This is a genomic window from Paenibacillus tyrphae (assembly GCF_000722545.1).
GTDB classification, from domain to species: domain Bacteria; phylum Bacillota; class Bacilli; order Paenibacillales; family NBRC-103111; genus Paenibacillus_G; species Paenibacillus_G tyrfis.
The window spans coordinates 119,480-139,631 of the sequence record NZ_JNVM01000013.1 but is presented as its reverse complement, the minus strand read 5'-3'; the positions used below and the strand labels follow the sequence as shown (position 1 = coordinate 139,631).

At 51.7% G+C, this 20,152-nt stretch carries 17 protein-coding genes; 15 read left to right on the top strand and 2 right to left on the bottom strand.

All coding sequences use genetic code 11. The features are described from left to right. Position 1: 1 nt before the first annotated feature. Both ET33_RS17150 and ET33_RS17145 read right to left on the bottom strand, forming a co-directional pair. Positions 2 to 871: an ATP-binding cassette domain-containing protein gene (locus ET33_RS17150; protein ID WP_036684161.1), complete on the bottom strand. Its 870-nt coding sequence runs from the start codon at positions 869 to 871 to the stop codon at positions 2 to 4. 7 nt (positions 872 to 878) lie between these two features. Then, complete coding sequence (locus ET33_RS17145) at positions 879 to 1,247, bottom strand: GntR family transcriptional regulator (protein ID WP_036684159.1); 369 nt, start codon at positions 1,245 to 1,247, stop codon at positions 879 to 881. Positions 1,248 to 1,487: 240 nt separating this feature from the next. On the opposite strand from ET33_RS17145, the gene ET33_RS17140 reads away from it, so the two are divergent. From ET33_RS17140 to ET33_RS17070, 15 genes are all read left to right on the top strand, one after another. Further along, the gene (locus ET33_RS17140) at positions 1,488 to 2,192 is read left to right on the top strand and encodes an ABC transporter ATP-binding protein (RefSeq protein WP_036684156.1); all 705 of its coding nucleotides are present in this window, start codon (positions 1,488 to 1,490) and stop codon (positions 2,190 to 2,192) included. Positions 2,193 to 2,194: 2 nt separating this feature from the next. Next, positions 2,195 to 4,522 carry an ABC transporter permease gene (locus ET33_RS17135; RefSeq protein ID WP_036684287.1) on the top strand — a complete coding sequence of 776 codons (2,328 nt, stop codon included), beginning with the start codon at positions 2,195 to 2,197 and terminating at the stop codon, positions 4,520 to 4,522. A gap of 98 nt (positions 4,523 to 4,620) precedes the next feature. Beyond that, the gene (locus ET33_RS17130; RefSeq protein ID WP_036684152.1) at positions 4,621 to 6,111 is read left to right on the top strand and encodes an aminotransferase-like domain-containing protein; all 1,491 of its coding nucleotides are present in this window, start codon (positions 4,621 to 4,623) and stop codon (positions 6,109 to 6,111) included. Between the two features lie 33 nt (positions 6,112 to 6,144). Then, positions 6,145 to 7,083 (top strand): D-alanine--D-alanine ligase, encoded by a 939-nt coding sequence (locus tag ET33_RS17125; protein ID WP_036684149.1) that lies wholly within the window; start codon positions 6,145 to 6,147, stop codon positions 7,081 to 7,083. After that, complete coding sequence (locus ET33_RS17120) at positions 7,076 to 8,260, top strand: aminotransferase class I/II-fold pyridoxal phosphate-dependent enzyme (RefSeq protein WP_036684147.1); 1,185 nt, start codon at positions 7,076 to 7,078, stop codon at positions 8,258 to 8,260. Before ET33_RS17125 ends, ET33_RS17120 begins: the two co-directional genes overlap by 8 nt. Before the next feature lie 200 nt (positions 8,261 to 8,460). Then, positions 8,461 to 9,324 carry a class I fructose-bisphosphate aldolase gene (locus ET33_RS17115; protein WP_036684145.1) on the top strand — a complete coding sequence of 288 codons (864 nt, stop codon included), beginning with the start codon at positions 8,461 to 8,463 and terminating at the stop codon, positions 9,322 to 9,324. A gap of 6 nt (positions 9,325 to 9,330) precedes the next feature. Beyond that, positions 9,331 to 10,488: a Gfo/Idh/MocA family protein gene (locus ET33_RS17110; protein WP_036684142.1), complete on the top strand. Its 1,158-nt coding sequence runs from the start codon at positions 9,331 to 9,333 to the stop codon at positions 10,486 to 10,488. A gap of 2 nt (positions 10,489 to 10,490) precedes the next feature. Further along, complete coding sequence (locus ET33_RS17105; RefSeq protein ID WP_036684140.1) at positions 10,491 to 11,720, top strand: carbohydrate kinase family protein; 1,230 nt, start codon at positions 10,491 to 10,493, stop codon at positions 11,718 to 11,720. Then, positions 11,717 to 12,265, top strand: coding sequence for a D-lyxose/D-mannose family sugar isomerase (locus ET33_RS17100; protein ID WP_036684137.1), 549 nt, complete (start codon positions 11,717 to 11,719; stop codon positions 12,263 to 12,265). Before ET33_RS17105 ends, ET33_RS17100 begins: the two co-directional genes overlap by 4 nt. A gap of 10 nt (positions 12,266 to 12,275) precedes the next feature. Then, on the top strand, positions 12,276 to 13,298 hold the full coding sequence (locus ET33_RS17095) for an aldose 1-epimerase family protein (RefSeq protein ID WP_051775401.1): 1,023 nt from the start codon (positions 12,276 to 12,278) through the stop codon (positions 13,296 to 13,298). Positions 13,299 to 13,345: 47 nt separating this feature from the next. Further along, positions 13,346 to 14,107, top strand: coding sequence for a DeoR/GlpR family DNA-binding transcription regulator (locus ET33_RS17090; RefSeq protein ID WP_051775400.1), 762 nt, complete (start codon positions 13,346 to 13,348; stop codon positions 14,105 to 14,107). A gap of 219 nt (positions 14,108 to 14,326) precedes the next feature. Beyond that, positions 14,327 to 15,235, top strand: coding sequence for an ABC transporter permease (locus tag ET33_RS17085; RefSeq protein WP_036684133.1), 909 nt, complete (start codon positions 14,327 to 14,329; stop codon positions 15,233 to 15,235). Positions 15,236 to 15,244: 9 nt separating this feature from the next. Beyond that, entirely contained in the window at positions 15,245 to 16,174 is a 930-nt protein-coding gene (locus tag ET33_RS17080; protein WP_081890357.1) for a carbohydrate ABC transporter permease, read from the top strand. A 62-nt stretch (positions 16,175 to 16,236) separates the two neighbouring features. Continuing rightward, complete coding sequence (locus tag ET33_RS17075; RefSeq protein WP_051775399.1) at positions 16,237 to 17,799, top strand: DUF3502 domain-containing protein; 1,563 nt, start codon at positions 16,237 to 16,239, stop codon at positions 17,797 to 17,799. Between the two features lie 89 nt (positions 17,800 to 17,888). Next, positions 17,889 to 20,120 carry an AraC family transcriptional regulator gene (locus ET33_RS17070; RefSeq protein ID WP_036684130.1) on the top strand — a complete coding sequence of 744 codons (2,232 nt, stop codon included), beginning with the start codon at positions 17,889 to 17,891 and terminating at the stop codon, positions 20,118 to 20,120. Positions 20,121 to 20,152 lie beyond the last annotated feature (32 nt).

Here is a 20,152-nt window from a genome sequence, read left to right as displayed (position 1 = left end):
CTTAGTGACCTCCTTCGATCAAATACGAGAAAAACTTTTGAAGTGTCAGATGTTCAATCGAAATGTCCATCTCGCGCGCCTGTCGCATGTCCCCATCGTCCAACGTTTCGTAAATAGCGGCCATTGTGCCGCGGCCATAGGCTTCCGTATATAATACTCGCTTTCCGGCTGTAAACGAAGCCACCGCTTCCGAATTTCCCCGGATCAGATGAGCTGCCATACGTATCCGATCCATCTCATCATGAAGCAGGAGGGAGCCGGCTTCAATGATGTACACTCTTTCTGCGACTGTGGCGATTTCGTCAATCAAATGCGTAGAAAGTAAAATCGTGCGAGGGTGATTGGCATAATCCTCCAAAAGCGCCTTGTAAAATCTTTCCCGCATCAAGACATCGAGTCCGAGCACCGGCTCGTCGTATAGCGTCAGCGATGCCCGGCTGGCCAGACCGATGATGTTTCCTACGAGCGATTCCGTGCCTCTTGATAGCTGCCTGATTTTTTTGTGCGGATCAAGCTGAAACGTCTCGAGCAATTCATGAGCGAACGTCCAGTCCCAATTTGGATGAAAATTCGCAGCAAACTGCAAAACCTCGATAACCCGCGCTCCTCCGAAATGTTTGTTTTTCTCGCGTACGAAACAGAAATCCTTCGGAAGTTCTCCTTTGCCCAGCTTTTTTCCTCTTACCTCGATTGTGCCGTAGTCCGGGAAGATTCCGCCTGCGATCATGTTAAGCAACGTCGTTTTGCCGGCGCCGTTTCGCCCGAGCAAACCGTAAATGACGTTTTCCTCCAGCTGCAGATCCAGATTCCGCAATGCGTCAGTTCGACCGTATTTTTTATTTAAATTGCCGCAAGTCAATGCTATGCTCACGGTTCGTTCATTCCTTTCTCAACTGTTTGATCATGTCCATGATCTCTTCGGTTGTCAGCCCGAGCTTGTCGGCTTCATTCAGCAGATTGGACAACAGCTCATTGTAGAAACGATCTCTTCGCTTCATCTGAATCTTCTGTTTCGCATCCATCGCGACATACATGCCAAGCCCTCTTTTTTTGTACAGGATACCTTCATTGACGAGCAGGGCGATCCCCTTCACTACGGTCGCCGGATTGATTTGGAACAGTTGAGAAAACTGCGCCACAGAAAGAATTTGCTCGTCCACGCGGAAAGTGCCGTTCAGAATATCGTCCTCAATGATGTTGGCTACCTGTTGAAAAATCGGTTGTTTATCGTCGAAAGTGATGTTCATTGCCCCACCTTCAGTATATCGGTATGTTATCCATCTAGCATACCATAATTTATATGCAAACAATTGTCAATAACCGATCGTTCGATCGAGTTTTCCGAACGTATGATCGATCGTTGACAATGATTTGAACATGAATTATAGTGTGCTACATGAGTAACATACTGACATGCTGAGAAGAAAAACTTTGGCAAAAGGGGACTTACGAAGTTTCAATCATTATGATTCGAGGAGATGTAAGAAGTGAAAAAGTTAATCGAATTTAAAAAAGTAACGAAACAATACAAAATAGGAGAAGTGCCAATCAAGGCCCTGGATGGCATTGATTTTTCCATATCAGAGGGAGAATTCGTCGTTATTTTGGGCGCAAGCGGCGCAGGTAAAAGTACGATTTTGAATATACTTGGCGGTATGGATACAGCTACCTCAGGTCAAGTGTTCGTTGGCGATCAAGAAATAACAAGATTCAACGAAAAAAAATTAACACAATATCGCGGTGAGAAGGTTGGCTTTGTCTTTCAATTCTACAACTTGATTCCGAATTTAAACGCACTAGAAAATGTTGAATTTGCCGCTGAAGTATGTAAAAACCATCTGGATGCTCAAGATATTTTACATAAAGTCGGATTAAAGGATCGAATCAAAAACTTCCCTTCCCAGCTCTCGGGGGGAGAACAACAAAGAGTGGCAATTGCTAGAGCTGTTGCCAAAAATCCTTTGCTTTTACTCTGTGATGAACCAACCGGGGCTTTGGATTATGTTACCGGCAAGTCCGTCTTAAAGCTTCTTCAGGATTTAAATAAGGAAACGAAAAAGTGCGTCGTTGTGGTCACACATAATACGGCAATTGCTCCCATGGCTGATAAAATTATTAAGGTGAAAAGCGGAAGGATAGAAAGCGTTACGCTTAATGATGAAAAACAAAGTGTTGAAGGGATTGAGTGGTGATCGTGAAACTAGTTATAAAATTATTAAGGGATATTAAACAATCGATAGGACAATTTGTAGCCTTTGTTTTGGTTGTCGCAGTAGGAGCTTTTTTCTATACGGGGCTGGTCACTTTGAGCGATAATCTTAGTGCTTATACCAAGGTTTACTTTAAAGAACATCATTTAAGCGACCTAAATATATATTACAGTCAAATTTCCAAACAAGATGTGGCTCGTTTAAGCGAAATGGAAGGCATAAATAAAATAGAAGGACGATATACCTTTGATGCCACGCAAGCCTTTGAAGATTATAAAGCTACGTTAAAAATTCATTCGATCCCTGTAAAAAATGAAATCAATACACCTACGATGATGGAGGGCAGTATCCCGTCAAAAAAGGACGAGATCTTTTTAGATTCTCATTATGCCAAAGAACATCATTATCGTGTCGGCGATGAAATCAGTATCCGTACGGATGAAAAAAATTTTAAGTTTACAATTAGCGGCTTGGGCGAGAATGTTGAACATGCAAAAAAGAACGAAATCCAAGACCATAAAACCTACGGAATCGCTTATATTGCCGAAGAGACCATACCCGAAATCGTAAACGGCTTTTACTATAATGAAATCATGATTGATGCTAAAGAAGGTTACGATAGCGACAAATTAGGTAAAGCAATTGAAGTACAATCGAAACAAAAACAACTTACTTATTTAAACCAAGTAAGTAAAGAACGGACTTTCAATTATTCGAAAATCAAGCAAACGATATATAATAATAATTTGATGAGTAAGGTCATCCCTCTGGTTCTCTTTTTGATCGAAGCGATTATTTTATTTCTGACCATGTCGAGGATTATAGATTCTCAAAGAAATCAAGTAGGCATTATGAAGGCTTTGGGTGTAAACAACAGAAGCATCATGCTTCATTACATGGGATACCCTGTGCTGGTCGGTATATTGGGGTCCATCCTAGGCTGTGCCCTTGCCGCTATTGTATTTGTTCCATTAGTAACGGCGTCGAATGCAAGGGCCTACTCTCTGCCTGGCATTCAATTTTCGCTTTCTTTGTATTCGATCCTTCCTCCCATCATTTTCTCTAGCGCTTTTGGACTTCTATCCTGTTACTTAAGCGGTAGATCCATATTAAAAGAACGTGCAGCCCAGGCTATGCGTCCCAAACCGCCCAAGACAATGAAAAAGCTAGTTATAGAAAGAATCCCGGGTGTTTGGAGTCAGATTCCCTACAGTTACAAACTCATTTTGAGAAATATATTTTTAAACAAACAAAAAGCTCTGGCGAGCTCCGTTGGCGTTGTGGTAAGCACGGTTTTATTGATAACTGCTTTCGGTACTCAAACGGCTTTGCAAAAAGTAGCGAATCAAATTGAAGATGTGTATACGTATGATTTAAAAGTAGATTATACGATGGGAACATCTCCTGGTACGATAAAACTATTCGGTATTCAAAATAGTTATGATTTATCCACCTTTCCTGTTGAATTCATTAAAGATGCTGAAAAAGAAAATGCCACTTTAGTTGTTACGGAACAAGAAAACGATCTCATTCATTTCTTTGACGAAAATGACAAAAGGATATATTTAGGAAATAATGGTGTGCTGGTACCCAAATCTTACGCCGACAAGTATCATATTTCAGAAGGGGATATCATCCAAATAAAGTTCACAGCACCAGAGCTTAAAAATAAAGCTGTAGATATGAAGGTTTTAAAAATATCTACTCAGTATTCAAATCCGTCATTTTATAGCACATCAGCCTATTTAAAGAGCTTTGACATAGACTACAGTCCAACCTCGCTTTTAGTTAAAGCAGATAGCTCTACAGATCTTATAAGCGTTCGTAACTTTTTTGAACAAGATCATCATGCAGATACAATTGCAGATAAGAATGATCTTAAGAAATCAGCTCAATATATTTTGAAGCAAAACAGTTTTATATTTATCATGTTTATCATTTGTGCGGTCATACTCTCCTTTGGCGCCATATATACCATATCTTCCATAAACATTTATGAACGGAATCGTGAGCTTGCCACACTCAAGGTATTAGGCTATCAGAAAAATAAAATAAACAGACTCATATTTTTGGAAAACATCATCCTAACCGCATTTGCGGTAATTGCAGCTTTACCGATAAGCGGATATTGTTTTGAAATTATTGTGAATTCACTATCCAGTACCCATCAACAAATCCCGGATAAATTAAATATTTTTACAATTTTAGTTTCTATTATTATTTCATTCATGCTTACCATTCTAGCTAACTTACTGCTTAGGAGAAAAGTTACCAAAATCAATATGATTGAATCGCTAAAAAGTATAGAATAATGGAGAACGAAGAACCACCGAAGGATGAAAAATCCAGTGCGGTGGTTCTTTTTTTCTTTCGTCTCCTATGCCATCATTGTAGATGGGGGCGATGAAGGATGTTTCAGGATTTCAAGCTCGTCGGTGACCGTCCGGTCGCGATACAAGTGAAAGAATACGTCAAACGTTTAATTATAAAAGGGGCGCTTCAGGCGGATCAGAAGCTGCCCTCCACACGAGAAATGAGCGGGCTGCTTCAGGTAAGCCGCAATACCGTCATTGCAGCCTATGAAGGCTTGGAGGATGACGGATTTACGTATGCGATTCCCGGCAAGGGCAGCTATGTGGCCGCCATGGTGGGCCATTTGGCTGCAGATCACGGAGGAGCTGACGGCTCCGCCGCCTGGCAGATCGACTGGAAGGCAAGAATGAACGAGTATGCGGTATCGGCTGTGGAGCTGGATATGATGAAGCAGGGCATTCGCGCCAAAAAAGAAGCCATCTCGTTCACAAGCATCGCTCCAGATGAGCAGTTGTTTGATCTGGGGGATGTAAGGCGAGCCTTTATGGACCGGATGGCCATCGAAGGGCAGGTGCTGCTCAACTACGGCTATGCCAAGGGCTACAAGCCGCTGATCGATTACCTGATGCGTTATATGGAGAATAAAGGCGTCGATATAAGCGGCAAGGATATGCTGATTACAGGCGGGTTTACAGAAGGCTTTGATATTGTGCTGTCGGCATTGCGCCCTTCTGCACGCCGCGGAGCGGCAATTTGTGAAAATCCGACCCATCATACCGCGATCAAAAATTTGAAGCTGCAAGGATTTGAGATTACCGGGATTCCGATGGAGCGTGACGGTATGGATGTGGAGCGGCTTGAGGCGGTATTACAGAAGCAGACAAACCGCTTCGATCTGGCGTATTTGACTCCTTCCTATCACAATCCAACTGGCATCGTCATGTCGCCGGCAAAGCGCAGCGCCGTTATGAAATTAATGATGCGCTATCAGATTCCGGTGATCGAGGATGGATTCAATGAGGAGCTGCGCTACTCGGGAGCGCATGTTGCGCCCTTAATAGCGGCAGCAGGGCAAGGGAACGGAGTCATCTATATCGGCAGCTTCTCCAAGGTGCTGTTCCCCGGATTGCGAGTAGGCTGGGTGCTCGGAGACCGGGCGCTGATCGACACGCTGGAAAGCATTAAGCGTGCACGCACCATTCATACATCTACAATCGATCAATCGATTTTATACCAATATTTGCTTAACGGAAATTTCGATAAGTATGTCAAAAAAGCACGTACAGAATATAAGCGCAAATATGAGCTGACAAAGGCATGCTGTGAAGCGCATCTTCCCGAGGCGCAGCTGTCCGGCGACGGGGGCTTGCATTTGTTCCTCACCTTTCCGACAGGCGTAAATACACGCCAGCTGCTGGAAGCTTGCACGGAACAGGGCGTTATTTTTACACCGGGAGACAAGTTTTTTATTCAAGAAGGCGAAGGGACGAATACATTGCGGCTTGGTTTTTCACGAGTAACGGATGAAAATATCGAGCGGGGTATTCAAATCATCGGGAAACAGGCGCGCAGCTTTCTTAAGGCATAACGATGAAGAAAAGAGCTAAAATGAGGTGTCGTGATGAAAATTGGCGTTATTATGGGCGGTATTTCCTCTGAGCGTGAGATTTCTTTACTAACAGGTCAACAGATGATCCATCATTTGGATCGCAGCCGCTATGAGGTGGTTCCCATTGTGATCGAGCAGCGAGCGGATTTAATCGCGCAGGTCCAGCAGGCAGGCATCGATCTCGCGCTGCTGGCGCTGCATGGCCAATATGGCGAGGACGGCACGGTGCAGGGAACGTTGGAGACGCTGGGCGTTCCATATACGGGAAGCGGTGTCCTGGCAAGTAGCTTATGCATGAATAAGCAGCTGTCCAAGATGCTACTGAAGGCAGCGGGCGTGCATACGCCTGCAGGCCTTTGCTGGCAGGGGACGGACGATTATGATCCGCAGGCGGTGGAGCGGCTGGGCTACCCGGTTATTGTGAAGCCGAATACGGGGGGATCAAGCATCGGCATCCAGCTTGTACAGAATGAGAAGGAGCTGCTGCCGGCTGTTCAGGAGGCTTGCAGCTTGGATCAGGCGATCTTGATTGAGCCCTATATGAAAGGGACGGAGCTTACCTGCTCGATTGTGGATGGCGAGGTATTGCCGATTATCGGCATTCGTTCCGCGCATTCGGAGTGGTTCGACTACAAAGCGAAATATGAGGCCGGCGGCGCTGAAGAGAAGGTGATCCAGCTTCCTCCCGTGATGGAGCAGCGTGTGCGCGAGGCGGCGCTGGCCAGTTACCGGCTGCTGCAATGCAAGGTCTATGCAAGGGTCGATATGATTTTGTGTCAGGATATGCCTTACGTGCTGGAAGTGAACACCTTACCGGGAATGACCGCGGGCAGCCTGCTTCCGAAGAGTGCGGCAGCTGCGGGGATCACCTTTACACAGCTGCTGGACCGTATTATTGCCAGCTCGCTCCATGAACGGAAACAGGAATGGGGGATGGTGCAGCATGCTTAGTGAAGAGGGTACAGGGCGATTTTTATCCTCGCGTGTACGGGGTATTCGGCCATCGGGCATTCGTGCTTTTTTTGATCTGAATGCAGCAGGCGGAGATACAATCGCCCTTGGAATTGGCGAGCCGGATTTCGTTACACCGGAAAAGGTACGTGAAGCTTGCGTTCAGGCATTGCGTGAAGGGCAGACGAAATATACTTCAAATGCCGGCTTGATGGAGCTGCGGGAGGAGCTTTCGGCTTATTTTTCCAGCAGCTTCGCGCTTTCCTATGACCCCGAGCAGGAAATTATCGTGACGGTGGGGAGCAGTGAAGCCGTCGACCTGGCGCTGCGGGCTGTGATCGATCCGGGTGACGAGGTGCTGATTCCGGCGCCAACCTATATTGCCTATGAACCGATTATCCATCTGCATGGCGGTAAAATTGTGGAGGTGGCGGCTACGGCAGAGGAGCAGTTCAAGCTGACCCCGCAAGCGCTGGAAGCGGCAATTACGCCTCATTCGAAGGTTTTGATGATCAATTATCCATGTAATCCGACCGGAACAGTTATGACGGAGCAGGATTGGCTGCCGATTGCAGAGCTTATTGTCAAACATAATCTGGTCGTCATTTCGGATGAAGTTTATGCCGAGCTGACTTATGGGAGAAAGCATGTCAGTATCGCCTCCTTGCCGGGCATGAAGGAGCGTACGATTGTCGTCAGCGGCTTTTCCAAAGCGTTCGCGATGACAGGCTGGCGGGTAGGCTACGCGTGCGGTCCGCGCGAGCTGATTGCCGGCATGTTGAAAATCCACCAGTACACGGCCATGTGTGCTCCCACCATTGCACAGATTGCCGCGCTCGAATCATTGCGTCATGGCTTAGCTGCCAAGGATGAGATGATGGCGAGCTACAATGAACGCCGCAAGCTGTTTGTAGCCGGCTTGAATGCAATCGGGCTGGCCTGTCACGAGCCTGAGGGGGCTTTCTATGCCTTCCCTTCCATTGCTTCTACCGGCATGTCATCTGAGCAGTTTGCTCTTCGGCTGCTGGAGGAAGCGAAGGTGGCGGTCGTACCGGGACATGTATTCGGATCGGGCGGAGAGGGCTTTATTCGCTGCTCCTACGCAACCTCGCTCGTCGATTTGGAGAAGGCACTGGAGCGGATGGGAAGGTTTATGCAGGTGATGCAGCCGGTTTGATGAAGGCTTCGGCATATAGAAGAAACTAGAGAGAGCTTCAACTTTTCACTGCGGTGGGTTGAAGCTCTTTTTTTTGTTCCCGTTGGGGTGACGGAAGGGATAAAATTTTAGTAGACATTTGTTATAAATAAACATATCATAATGTTATAAACGAATATTTATGTTGTATATTAACATTTTGATTTTGGAGGAGAACAACCATGCCGATAAAACCCAGACTGCAGCGCATGTTCAGCGAGCAGGGCAAATGTTTCGATGTGGCGATTGATCACGGATTTTTCAATGAGATCTCATTCTTGTCCGGTATCGAGAATATGCGGCAGGCGATCGCGACGATCGTGGAAGCCGGTCCGAATTGCATCCAGCTAAGCGTCGGACAGGCGGCGCATCTGCCATCGATCCCGGGGAGCCGGCGTATCGGACTCGTGCTGCGTACCGATGTCGCCAACATTTATGGTCAGGCGCTGCCGCGCTACTTATTCAGCGAGTTGATTGACAGATCCGTCGAGCAGGCCGTACGCCTGGATGCCGTGGCCGTATGCGTGAATCTGCTGCTGCTGCCGAACCAGCCCGAGCTTCATTATCAATGCGTGAAAAATGTAGCGGCGCTCCGCACCGAATGCGAGAAATACGGTATGCCGCTCATGGTCGAACCGCTGGTCATGCTTGCGAACGAAGTCAAGGGCGGCTATATGGTGGATGGGGATATCAACAAAATTATGCCGCTGGTGCGTCAGGCAGTGGAATTGGGAGCGGATGTCATTAAAGCCGATCCGTGCGACGATGTCGAGCAGTATCACCGGGTCATCGAGGTGGCTTCCGGCATTCCCGTCCTCGTGCGCGGCGGAGGGAGAGCCGCCGACGAGGAGATCGTGAGCCGTACGGTGCAGTTGATGCGGCAGGGGGCCTCGGGCATTGTGTACGGACGTAATGTCATTCAGCACGCCAACCCCGCCGGGATGACCAAAGCGCTGATGTCCATCGTCCATGACGGAGCCGATGAGGCGCAAGCTTTGGCTTGGTTAAGCAATACGGACGACATTTCGCCGGTAAGGGAGCGCTGATCGGTCATGGCCAGAACAATTATCCGTTTCGGCGTTATCGGCTGCGGTTTAATGGGCAAAGAATTCGCCAGCGCGGCGGCTCGCTGGTGCCATCTGACCGGCGTGGACTTCGAGCCGAGAATCACGGCCGTCTGCGATGCCAATGAAGCCGCCTCACAGTGGTTCAGGGATCATGTGCCCAGCGTGGAGGCGGTCTACACCGATTATAAAAGCTTGCTTGCGGACTCGGCCGTCGACGCGATCTATTGTGCGGTGCCTCACCAGCTTCACGCACAAATTTATGTCGATATAATCGAAGCGGGCAAGCATTTGCTCGGCGAAAAGCCGTTCGGCATCGATCAGGCGGCCAACAGGCTCATTCAGGATGCCATCGACAGACATCCGGAGGTGATTGTCCGCTGCTCGTCCGAGTTCCCCTTCTTCCCCGGCGCACAGCAAATCTATCGATGGGTGCAGGAGCGCAAATTCGGCCGAATCATTGAGGTGGAGGCGGGCTTTTGGCATTCCAGCGACCTTGACCCGACTAAACCGATCAACTGGAAGAGGCGAATCGCCACGAACGGCGAATATGGATGTATGGGCGATCTCGGCATGCATGTGCTGCATCTTCCGATGCGCTTCGGGTGGAGGCCCCGGTCCGTACGAGCTCTTCTGTCTCAAATCGTGCAGGAAAGGCCGGACGGACAAGGCGGCACAGTCCCTTGCGAAACCTGGGACAATGCCATTCTGGCCTGTGAAGCGCACACGGAAGACCAGCAGTTCCCCATGCTGCTGTCCATGAAACGGATTGCGCCCGGACATGCGAATACATGGTTTATCCGCATAGCCGGAACAGCGTTTTCCGCCGAATTTACCACCAAGCAGCCGAAGCAGATCGCTTCCTTGCCTTATTCGCCGGGCGGAGTTCAGGCTTGGCATGTGGCCGATACGCCTTATAAATCGGCCTACGACACCGTCACCGGCGGCATTTTCGAATTCGGCTTCCCGGACTCCATTCTGCAAATGTGGGCCGCGTTCTGCGACGAGCTGGCGCATGGCGACCGGATGCAACAGCCTTTCCGCTGCGCGACACCGCAGGAGGCCGGGTCCAGCCATCAGATTTTTACGGCGGCATTGGAATCGAATCGGACGGGGCGCACGATATCAATCGACTGGAGGAGCTAGCTTTGAGCCGTCATATTGCGGAAGTGGTGGTTGCAGGGCACATCTGTCTGGACATTATACCGACGATCGATGAGAAGCGGATCGGGATGGAGGGAATTCTCGTCCCCGGCAAGCTGATGAGCATCGGCCCCGCCGTGCTTTCGACGGGAGGCGCGGTTCCCAATACGGGGCTTGCGCTTCACCGGCTCGGCAGCCGGGTCAAGCTGATGGGGAAAGTGGGCAAGGATCCTTTCGGCGAAACGATTTTGTCGCTGTTGCGGCAGCAGCAAGATGTTTTGGCGGAGGGAATGATCGTAGCCGAAGGCGAGACCAGCTCCTACTCCATCGTTATCAGTCCGCCGCAAACGGATCGGGCCTTCCTGCATGCGACAGGAGCGAACGATACGTACTCCGCCGCAGATTTGCAGACAGACCGGCTGGAGGGCTCGAAACTGTTCCATTTCGGCTATCCGCCGTTGATGCGCAGGATGTACGAACAAGGGGGGCGCGAATTGACGAGCCTGTTCCAGCAGGTGAAGGCTCTCGGCTTAACCGTGTCGCTGGACATGGCGAAGCCGGACCCGGAATCGGCGGCAGGCCAGGCCGATTGGCGGGCGATTCTGGCAAGCGCGCTGCCTTATGTGGATGTATTCATGCCCAGCTTCGAAGAGGTGCTCTTTATGCTGAATCGCGAGCGCTTTCATCAACTGTCGCAGGAGGCGGCATCGGGTGACTTGCTGCCGTTGGCGAACGGGTCCCTGTTATCGGAGCTGTCCGGGCAATTGCTCGACATGGGTGCCGCTATCGTCGCGCTGAAACTGGGCGAGCACGGCCTATACGTCCGCACGACTTCGGACCCGGACCGCCTATCCGCCATGGGCGCATGCGCCCCCGCTGGCGGTTTGTCGGCGGGCTGGCTCGGCTGCGAACTGCTTACCTCCTGTTACGAGGTGGAGGTTAAAGGGACGACGGGAGCCGGCGATTGTACGATCGCCGGATTTCTATACAGCCTGCTGCGGGGCATGCCGCTCGAAGAGGCGGTTCATGCCGCCGTCGGCGTCGGCGCGTGCAACGTGGAGCAGGCGGATGCCGTCAGCGGCATCCCGCCTTGGGCCGACGTGCAGAGCCGGATGAACCGGGGATGGGCCAAGCGGGAGCAGAAGCTGGATTTGGCCGATTGGGTTTTGAACGAGCGGCAGGTGTGGGTTGGACCGCATCATCAATTACGGAAGACAGGAAGGGATGCCGGATGAAAAGAAGCGAGATCAGAGAGGCGCAGCGGCGAACGGCGGCATTCTTGCACGCCGGCGGTATTGTGCTGACGCAGCAGGAAATCGAGGCGATCGAAGTCGCGGGCTTCGGTCTGGAGCAGCTTGAGGTGCAAGGCTTGCAGCTTATCACGTACGTGAACACAGATCGTTACTGCGCCAAGGAACTGGTCATGTTTCCTGGGCAAACGTGCCCCGAGCACCTGCACCCGCCTGTGGGAGGCAACCCCGGGAAGATGGAAACGTTCCGCTGCCGGGCAGGAAGCGTGTTCCTGTATGTAGAAGGCGAGCCGGCGCCGGCGATACAAGCGATAGTTCCGGCAGACGGCGAGCCTTACTACACGGTCTTCCACGAAATCGTGCTGCATCCCGGAGAACAATATACGATTCAGCCCGGCGTCAAACACTGGTTTCAGGCTGGCGCAGAGGGAGCGGTTATTTCCGAGTTCTCCAGCACAAGCCGGGACGAATTCGATATTTTCACCGATCCCCGCATTGAGCGGATTCCGGTCATCCGGGAAGACGAATAGAGGCTGCGCCATGAAGCTGTACGGCAGGGAATGGTCGCGACGGGAATTGGAGGCGCGCGTAGGACGGATCGAGCAGATCGCCGGTATTCGGCGGTGGGTCGCAGCCGAGGGGCGGGAGGCTGGCGTCGAGCAGCTGCATGTCCGCACGGGAGCGGGGCTGAGCTACTGGGTGACGCCTACCAAAGGATTGGATATCGCCATGGCCGATTACTGCGGCGTGCCGATCAGCTGGCAATCGTGCAACGGGGATGTGCATCCCCGTTACTATGAAGCGCAGGGCGACGGCTGGCTGAGGACGGCATCGGGCGGTCTGCTGATGACCTGCGGTATGATGCAGGTCGGTTCGGCTTGCGAGGATGAAGGCGAACCGCTCGGGCTGCACGGGCGGGCGCATCATACGCCTGCCAGGCAGGTGACTGCGGCAAGCAATTGGGACGGCGAGGAGATGGAAATGCGCATCACCGGCATCGTCGAGGAGGCGTCCTTATTCGGCGGCTATTTGCGGTTGACGAGGCGGATTAGCAGCTTTCTCGGGCAAAATTCGATTCGGATCGAGGACGAGGTGCGGAATATGGGCTTCCGGCGCTGTCCGCATATGATGCTTTATCACTTCAACTTCGGCTTCCCCCTGATGGACGAAAATACGGCGATCCGCTTCCCGGCGGCGAACGTGCGGGCGCGCGAGCCTCAGACGCCTGTGGACGGCTACGATACGTGGCAGGTCCCCGACCCCGATTATCAGGAGCGCGTCTACCTGCATGCCGGCGTCACCGATCCGGCAGTCCGCATCGTGAACCGGAATTTCCCGCTGCCGGACGGAGGGCGGCAGGTGGAGGCTGTCTTGCGATGGTCGGCGGATACGCTGCCGAACCTCCTGCAGTGGAAAATGCCGGGCGCCGGCATGCATGTGCTCGGGATCGAGCCCGCCAATTGCGGCGTCGCGGGCCGGGCTATGGAACGCAAGCGGGGCACGCTCGTCTTTTTGGAGCCGGGAGAAACGGTCAATTACCGGCTCGAGTTGAACCTGGCATGAGTTGTTGGGATAATAGAGGCATCGACGATTAAGAAATGAGGTTTCGCATGACGTTACACCAATTGAACCAACGCCAACAGATGATTTTGAACCGGATGGCGGAAGACGGTGAGGTGAAAATCGCCGAGCTGAAGATCATGTTCGACGTTACCGAGATGACGCTGCGCAGAGATTTGGAAAAGCTGGAGCATTGGGGCTATATCCGGCGGATATTCGGCGGCGCGATCCTGCTCGGCAAAGATATCGCTCTGCAAGAGAGGACCAGCGTTCTCATCGAGGAAAAGGCGCGCATCGGCAAGCGGGCTGCCGCCCTGGTGGAGCCGGGGGATTCCATCTTTCTCGACGGGGGCTCGACGACACTTCAGGTCGCCAAATATTTGCAGCCGGACCGGCAAATCACGGTCGTCACCAACGCGCTGAACATTGCTGCGGAGCTTCAGGACAAGCGCATCCCGACGATTGTGATCGGCGGCGCAATGCTGGACAACACCGCCACGCTGGTAGGGCCGGTAGCCGCTGCGGCTCTTGCCAAAATGGCGTTCAACCGCGTGTTCATCGGCACGACGGGGATAACGGTCAAGCACGGTTACAGCAACTCGAACATGCACGAGGCGGAAATCAAGCAGTTGGCCATTGCGAAGGCCACGGAAGTGAACGTCGTGGCAGACCATACGAAGTTTGGCCGTCAGGACCTGTTTTCTTTCGCCCCGCTGCACGGCATTCACCGCATCGTGACGGACGGTTCTCCGGGCGAGGAGCTGAGGGCCGCGCTGGAGGAAGCTTCCGTTGACATTTTGCTAGGCTCCTGACCACAGAAAAATGATTAAAGCATACTTTCGCCGTACAGGCAATCGTATGCTTTTTATGTTTTCTTAGGCGGTAAGCGAGTTCCGATTGTGCGACAGGTTTGAAAATTGACTTTTGCTCCAGAAGAAGCAGTATTCGAACTAGGCAACGTCCGCCGGATTCTTTATGGTGAATAGGTGAGACAACGGTGACTTCGACAATCGGGAAGGAGTATCAGAATTATGAGTTTCGTGAGGGAGATTACAAGAAACCGTCAGTTGTATATTTTGGCGGTTCCCGGCATGATCTTTTTGGCTATTTTCTCCTATATTCCGATGCTGGGCCATTTGATCGCGTTCCAACGCTTTCAGCCCGTGAAAGGCATATGGGGCAGCCAGTGGGTCGGCTTCGATAATTTCAAGTTTTTTTTCGGAGGACACGATTGGCTGCGGGTTACGTTCAATACGGTGTATCTGAATCTGCTTTTTCTTATTTTCGGGATCGGGATCGCTATCGTGCTGGCGATTATCGTCAATGAGGTCCGGTCCGCGCTGATCAAGAAATTGAGCCAGTCGTTCATTTTCCTTCCTTATTTCATTTCTTGGCTGGTGGTCAGTCTGATGATGCTCGCATTCATGAGCACGGAGGGGCTGGTGAACAACTTGCTGAAGAGCGCGGGGATCGATGGAGTGAACTGGTATCAAAGCGTGCATTTGTGGCCGTTTCTGCTGACGCTGGTTTACATCTGGAAGTTTTCCGGGTACTATTCCATTATCTTTTTGGCTGCGATTGTGGGCATTTCCTCCGAATACTACGAGTCGGCGAAGATCGACGGAGCGACCCGGTTCCAACAAATCGTTCATATTACGATTCCTTCGATCCGATCGGTTATCGTCGTGCTGATGCTGCTGGGCGTAGGCCGCATTTTCTTCGGGGATTTCGGGATGATCTACGGCATTATCGGCGACAACTCGATCCTATACCCGACGACGGACGTCATCGATACGTATTCGTTCCGCGCGCTGCGCCAGTTAGGCAACTTCGGCATGTCGTCGGCCGTCGTCTTGTACCAGTCGATGATGGGACTCGTGACGATCCTGATTTTTAACCGGATCGCCAAGAAAATCGATCCCGATTCCAGTCTTTTTTAGGAGGGGCTTATGGAAGCCATAGCTAAGGCATCACCGGACAAAACGGCACGGACGCGAATCCGGACGGATACGTCCTGGCGGGAGAAAATGTTTGTGGGGTTCATCTATCTGTTCATTATCGGTTTCAGCCTGATCTGCGTTATTCCCTTTTGGATCGTTCTGGCGGACTCCTTCGCTTCCGAAGCGAGCTTCCTTCAGTATGGGTACCAGATTCTGCCAAGCGAGTGGAGCCTTGACGCTTACAAGTATTTGCTGCAAGGAGGCCAGTTCCTCACCAGCTACAAGAACTCGCTGATTGTAACGGCGGTCGGCACCGTCCTCGCCGTCGTCATGACCGCCATGTTCGCCTACGTGCTGGCGCATCCGAAGGTGAAGTACCGCCATGGGCTTTCCTTTTTGACCTATTTGGCGATGGTGCTCGGAGGCGGTCTGGTCGGGTTCTACATCATGGTGACCAATTGGCTTCACCTGAAGGACTCCCTCTGGGCGCTCATTCTTCCGTATTTGTTGAATCCGTTCTATGCGTTCATTCTCGTGGCCTTCTACAGATCGCTGCCTTTTGAGATCAACGAGGCCGCCACGATTGACGGAGCCGGCGACATCCGGCTCTTCTACAAAATTATATTGCCGATTTCGACGCCGGTGATTGCAACGGTCTCGCTCTTCTATGCGATCCAGTACTGGAACGACTGGTATTTATCGCTGCTGTTCATCGACAATTACAAGCTGCATCCGCTGCAGCTCATGATTCGTCAGCTGATTTCGAATCTCAACGTTTCCGCCTATGTCGGCGGCGGCGCCAGCTACCAGGTATCGGCGCCGACGAGCGCTATCCAACTGGCGACGGTCTGCCTGACGATCGGTCCCATCGTGTTTCTGTATCCGTTTCTGCAAAAGTATTTCGTAAAAGGCATTACGATCGGCGCTGTGAAAGGCTGAGCGCACCGCGGATTCACCCGAGCTCTCTCTCGGTACCATACAAACACAGGAGGAACGGCAACATGAAGATGCAAAAATGGACAGGTGCTGCAATAACATTGGTGCTGCTGACAAGCTTGCTGGCGGCCTGCAGCGGCAATTCGGACGCCGGCTCCGACGCGACGAACGCGCCCGGAAGCACGGCGAAGGGGGATGGGACGAAGAAACCGGACCCCGTTACGCTCAAGATTATGGTGCCGGGGGACAGGCCCAAAGATTTCGATGCCGTGATTCAGGAAGCGGAGAAACGGATGGCCGACTCGCTGAATGTGAAGCTGGACGTGGTCTTCGTGCCATGGGCCGATCTGGCGCAAAAAACGCAGGTGACGCTGTCCTCCGGCGAGAACATCGATCTGATCTTCGATGCGCCCTGGCTGCACCTGACTCAGCAAATCGCCGCGGGCAGCTATGAGCCGCTGGACGATCTGCTGAAGCAGTACGGGCCCAACATTCTCAAGAACCGCCCGCAGCAAATGTGGGACGCCAACAAATTCGACGGGAAGATCATGGGAATCCCCAACGGCAATTCCTTCGTGCAGGGCCGCGTGTACTATGTGAGGAAAGATCTTCGCGAGCAGCTCGGTATCGCGCCGATCAAAACCTATGACGACTTGATCAAATTCGCCTACGCGGTGAAGGAGAAGGTGCCGAACATTACTCCGCTGGTTCCGGCAGGCCAGGATGTAAACAAAGGCTTATCTGAAGGCGCTTACAGGCACTATTGGGCGGATAATAAGGAGAATATCCAACCGAGTCCTGCGCTCTCCGAATCCCTCATCCTGTACACGAAGAACAATGACGGCAAAATCTACAACCTGTTCGACGAGATGGAGCCGGCGGTCTGGTCCTGGATTCAAAACGCGCGCAAGCTGTATCAGGATAAAGTGATCAGTCCGGACGTGCTCGCCATCAAGGAGGTGATGGAGCCGGCCAAACAGGGCAAAGCCGCGATTGTGGTCAGCAACGATTTCGGGGTGAAGGACGACATTCAGAAGGCGCTGAAAAGCGGCAATCCCAAAGCGGAGTTCGAAGCGGTCACCTTCATGAATTTGACCAAAGGCGCCGTGCTGACGAACTCGCTGCAATACAATTTCATCTCGGTTCCCGTCGTGAGCAAGCACAAGGAGCGAGCGATTCAGTTTCTGGACTGGGCGAACCAGAAGGAAAACTACGATTTGCTGGTCTACGGCATAAAGGACAAGAACTGGGAAGCGGTCGGGGACGACCAGTATAAATTCAAAGGCGACGGCTACAAATGGTTCCCTTACGTATGGGTATGGAATCCGACGACCGACCGGCAGGACGCCAGCCAGGACGAGGAGACCAAGAAGCTCAACAAGTGGACGGCGGACGCCGGCAATTTTACGATCGACAAGCTGTCCGGGTTTACCTTCAACAACGCTCCGGTCAGCAACGAGATTTCCCAGTACACCAGCATGGAGGCGAAATACTACTCGGCTTTGTTCAACGGCGTTGTCGATCCCGAATCGTATTGGGCCAAATTCAAGGCGGAAGCGGCGCCTTTAGCCAAAAAAATTCAGCTGGAAGAGCAGAAGCAGATCGACACTTTTCTCGCCAAGAAGTAAAATCGGCTTCATCAGCCATTATCGAACCTCACAGATGCCGATATTTGTGCTTTAATATAGGGGACAAGAAACGATGAAGGGGAGTTCAGATGCTGCGGTTACTGCCGGAAAAAACATACCTTCGAAATTTTTTGAATATGGGCCTGTTATTTACGGTTATTATTCTGTTATTCTCCTATTTGTTAAGGCAGCAATATTCCAGGCAGGCTTATGAGGATATCAATCAATTAATGGCGACAAAGACGGACAGCCTGAGCCAGGGGTTCGAATACCAGCTCGATCATCTTCGTTCGTACGCGTTGAATATTTACCAGGACCCCGAAATTACGAATTGGTTAATGTCCGATCAGAACGAGCCGCTGTCTGCGGCTGCCGCGTTCAAGTCGGTATCCAAATATATGAGCCTGCAGTCGTACATCGCCTCGACGTATCTGGTGAACCGGAAGACGGGGCAGGTCATCAATTCGAAGGACGGCATCCATACGTTTGCGGATTTCGAGGATCAGGCGATGCTGACCCGCATGAGCGAGCGTCCTCCGACGATGCTGCGATTTTTTGACCACACGCTGGCAGGCCAATCGTATTTGGCGCTGACGGTGCCGTCGAACCGCTCGCCAATCGCCGGCCAAGGATATGTCGTCATCCTGCTGGACAAAGGTCTGCTGGAGAAGTATTTGCTCCAAAATCTGAATGATGCGACTGCCAGCATCCGCATTGTGGACGGCGAGCGGCATGTCATTCTCGGTGGCTCCGACGCTTTCGATACCAGGCTGCTTCAGCCGGATTTGAAAAACCATCAAGTGTACCTGGGCGACAACGTGTATCTCATTCATGCCCATGCGTTTAAAGTCGAGGACTGGACACTCTACTCCACCGTCAAATTGAAAGATATCAGCAAAAATATCGACAGGATCGAGCTGGAAATTTTGGGCATGTGCCTGTTCCTGCTCCTCCTGCTCTCGGCGCTGACCTTCTGGAACTCGCGCCGGCATTTCAAGCCGTTCAGCCAGTTGGCCAGCCAGATGAAGGAAACCGTGGCTTCCACGATGCCCGCTCCCGGCAACAAGCGGATTACGGAGTTCGCAATTATCAAGTCGGGCCTCGATCATATGGTCAAATCGATGGAAGAGATGAACAATGTCATCCGCAACCATCAGGAGGTGATCAAAAACGAATTCATGCGGCAGTGGGTGCTTCAAGGCACGTATAACGAAGCCTTCCTGCAAACGGGCGGCCTTCGTCTGCAAGCGCTGCTGAGCTCGGATATTTATTTGTCTGTCATGCGGATTAACCGCTTTCAAGCATTCTCGGAGCGCTATTCCTACGCTTCGAGGAAGCTGCTCCTCTATGCGATGGGCAACATTGCGGGAGAGGTGCTGGCGAAGCATGGCTTCATATCCGAGACCGTCGATCTCGGAAGCGACCATCTGGTCGTGATGATCGGCGGAGGCGGGCAGGGCGTGTCGCCCGCGCAGGCGTTGTACGAGGCCCGGCAGGAGATCGGCAATTGGCTGCAGTTCCGGGTGACTGTCGCGCTAAGCGGGCGTACGGCGGTGCAGAGCAATATTCGAGCCGTGTACGACCGGACATGCGATCTGACCTTGCTGCGGTTCTTCAACGAGCAGGATAAGGTGTATGCGGAAGAGGACCTGGGCCCTTATTGGTCGGAGCCTAAGCCGGATTTCGATGAGAAGCTGGTGCAGGAGTTGATCCAATCGGTGCGCAAATCGCACAAGGAGAAGGCTCGCGAGCAGCTCGACAAGCTGTTCGCCAGACTGCAAACCCTGACCTATGCCGAGTGCCAATTTCAATTGAAGCTGCTGCTTTTCTACATGTTCAAGGCGTTCAATAAAGTCATAGCCGATCAAGAGACGGGCGGAGCGGACTTGCTCCTTCAGAAGTTCGATACGCTCATGGATGTGAAGGATTGGATCTACAGCCAGTGTGTCAAAATCATCGACAGCGTTGCGCTCAAGCATTCGACGTCCAACCGGAAGGAAGAATTAGCCTCGGAAATTTTCGACTACGTGAAGCAGCGCCTTCACGATCCTATGCTCACTCTGGAAAGCATTGCCGATTACCTGGTTCTTTCTGTCAGTTATGTGCGGCTGGTCTTCAAAGAAACGTATCTGGTGACGTTATCTGATTTCATCCATCAAGAGCGGCTGGAGCAGGCCAAAAAACTGCTGGTTTCCACGGATTTGCCCGTGCTCGATATTGCCGAGAGATCGGGCTTCCAATCGAAAACGACGTTCTTTACCTCGTTTAAAAAGTATACGGGGTTGACGCCTAATCAGTACCGGGAACAAAACAGCGAATGATTGCGGTCGTTCGAAATCGATTTATCGAGGAG

Coding starts and splice junctions, on each gene's coding strand:
- ET33_RS17145 (WP_036684159.1), bottom strand. CDS start 1,247: ATGAACATCACTTTCGACGATAAACAACCGATTTTTCAACAGGTAGCC.
- ET33_RS17130 (WP_036684152.1), top strand. CDS start 4,621: ATGTTTCAGGATTTCAAGCTCGTCGGTGACCGTCCGGTCGCGATACAA.
- ET33_RS17125 (WP_036684149.1), top strand. CDS start 6,145: ATGAAAATTGGCGTTATTATGGGCGGTATTTCCTCTGAGCGTGAGATT.
- ET33_RS17120 (WP_036684147.1), top strand. CDS start 7,076: ATGCTTAGTGAAGAGGGTACAGGGCGATTTTTATCCTCGCGTGTACGG.
- ET33_RS17115 (WP_036684145.1), top strand. CDS start 8,461: ATGCCGATAAAACCCAGACTGCAGCGCATGTTCAGCGAGCAGGGCAAA.
- ET33_RS17110 (WP_036684142.1), top strand. CDS start 9,331: ATGGCCAGAACAATTATCCGTTTCGGCGTTATCGGCTGCGGTTTAATG.
- ET33_RS17100 (WP_036684137.1), top strand. CDS start 11,717: ATGAAAAGAAGCGAGATCAGAGAGGCGCAGCGGCGAACGGCGGCATTC.
- ET33_RS17095 (WP_051775401.1), top strand. CDS start 12,276: ATGAAGCTGTACGGCAGGGAATGGTCGCGACGGGAATTGGAGGCGCGC.
- ET33_RS17090 (WP_051775400.1), top strand. CDS start 13,346: ATGACGTTACACCAATTGAACCAACGCCAACAGATGATTTTGAACCGG.
- ET33_RS17085 (WP_036684133.1), top strand. CDS start 14,327: ATGAGTTTCGTGAGGGAGATTACAAGAAACCGTCAGTTGTATATTTTG.
- ET33_RS17080 (WP_081890357.1), top strand. CDS start 15,245: ATGGAAGCCATAGCTAAGGCATCACCGGACAAAACGGCACGGACGCGA.
- ET33_RS17075 (WP_051775399.1), top strand. CDS start 16,237: ATGAAGATGCAAAAATGGACAGGTGCTGCAATAACATTGGTGCTGCTG.
- ET33_RS17070 (WP_036684130.1), top strand. CDS start 17,889: ATGCTGCGGTTACTGCCGGAAAAAACATACCTTCGAAATTTTTTGAAT.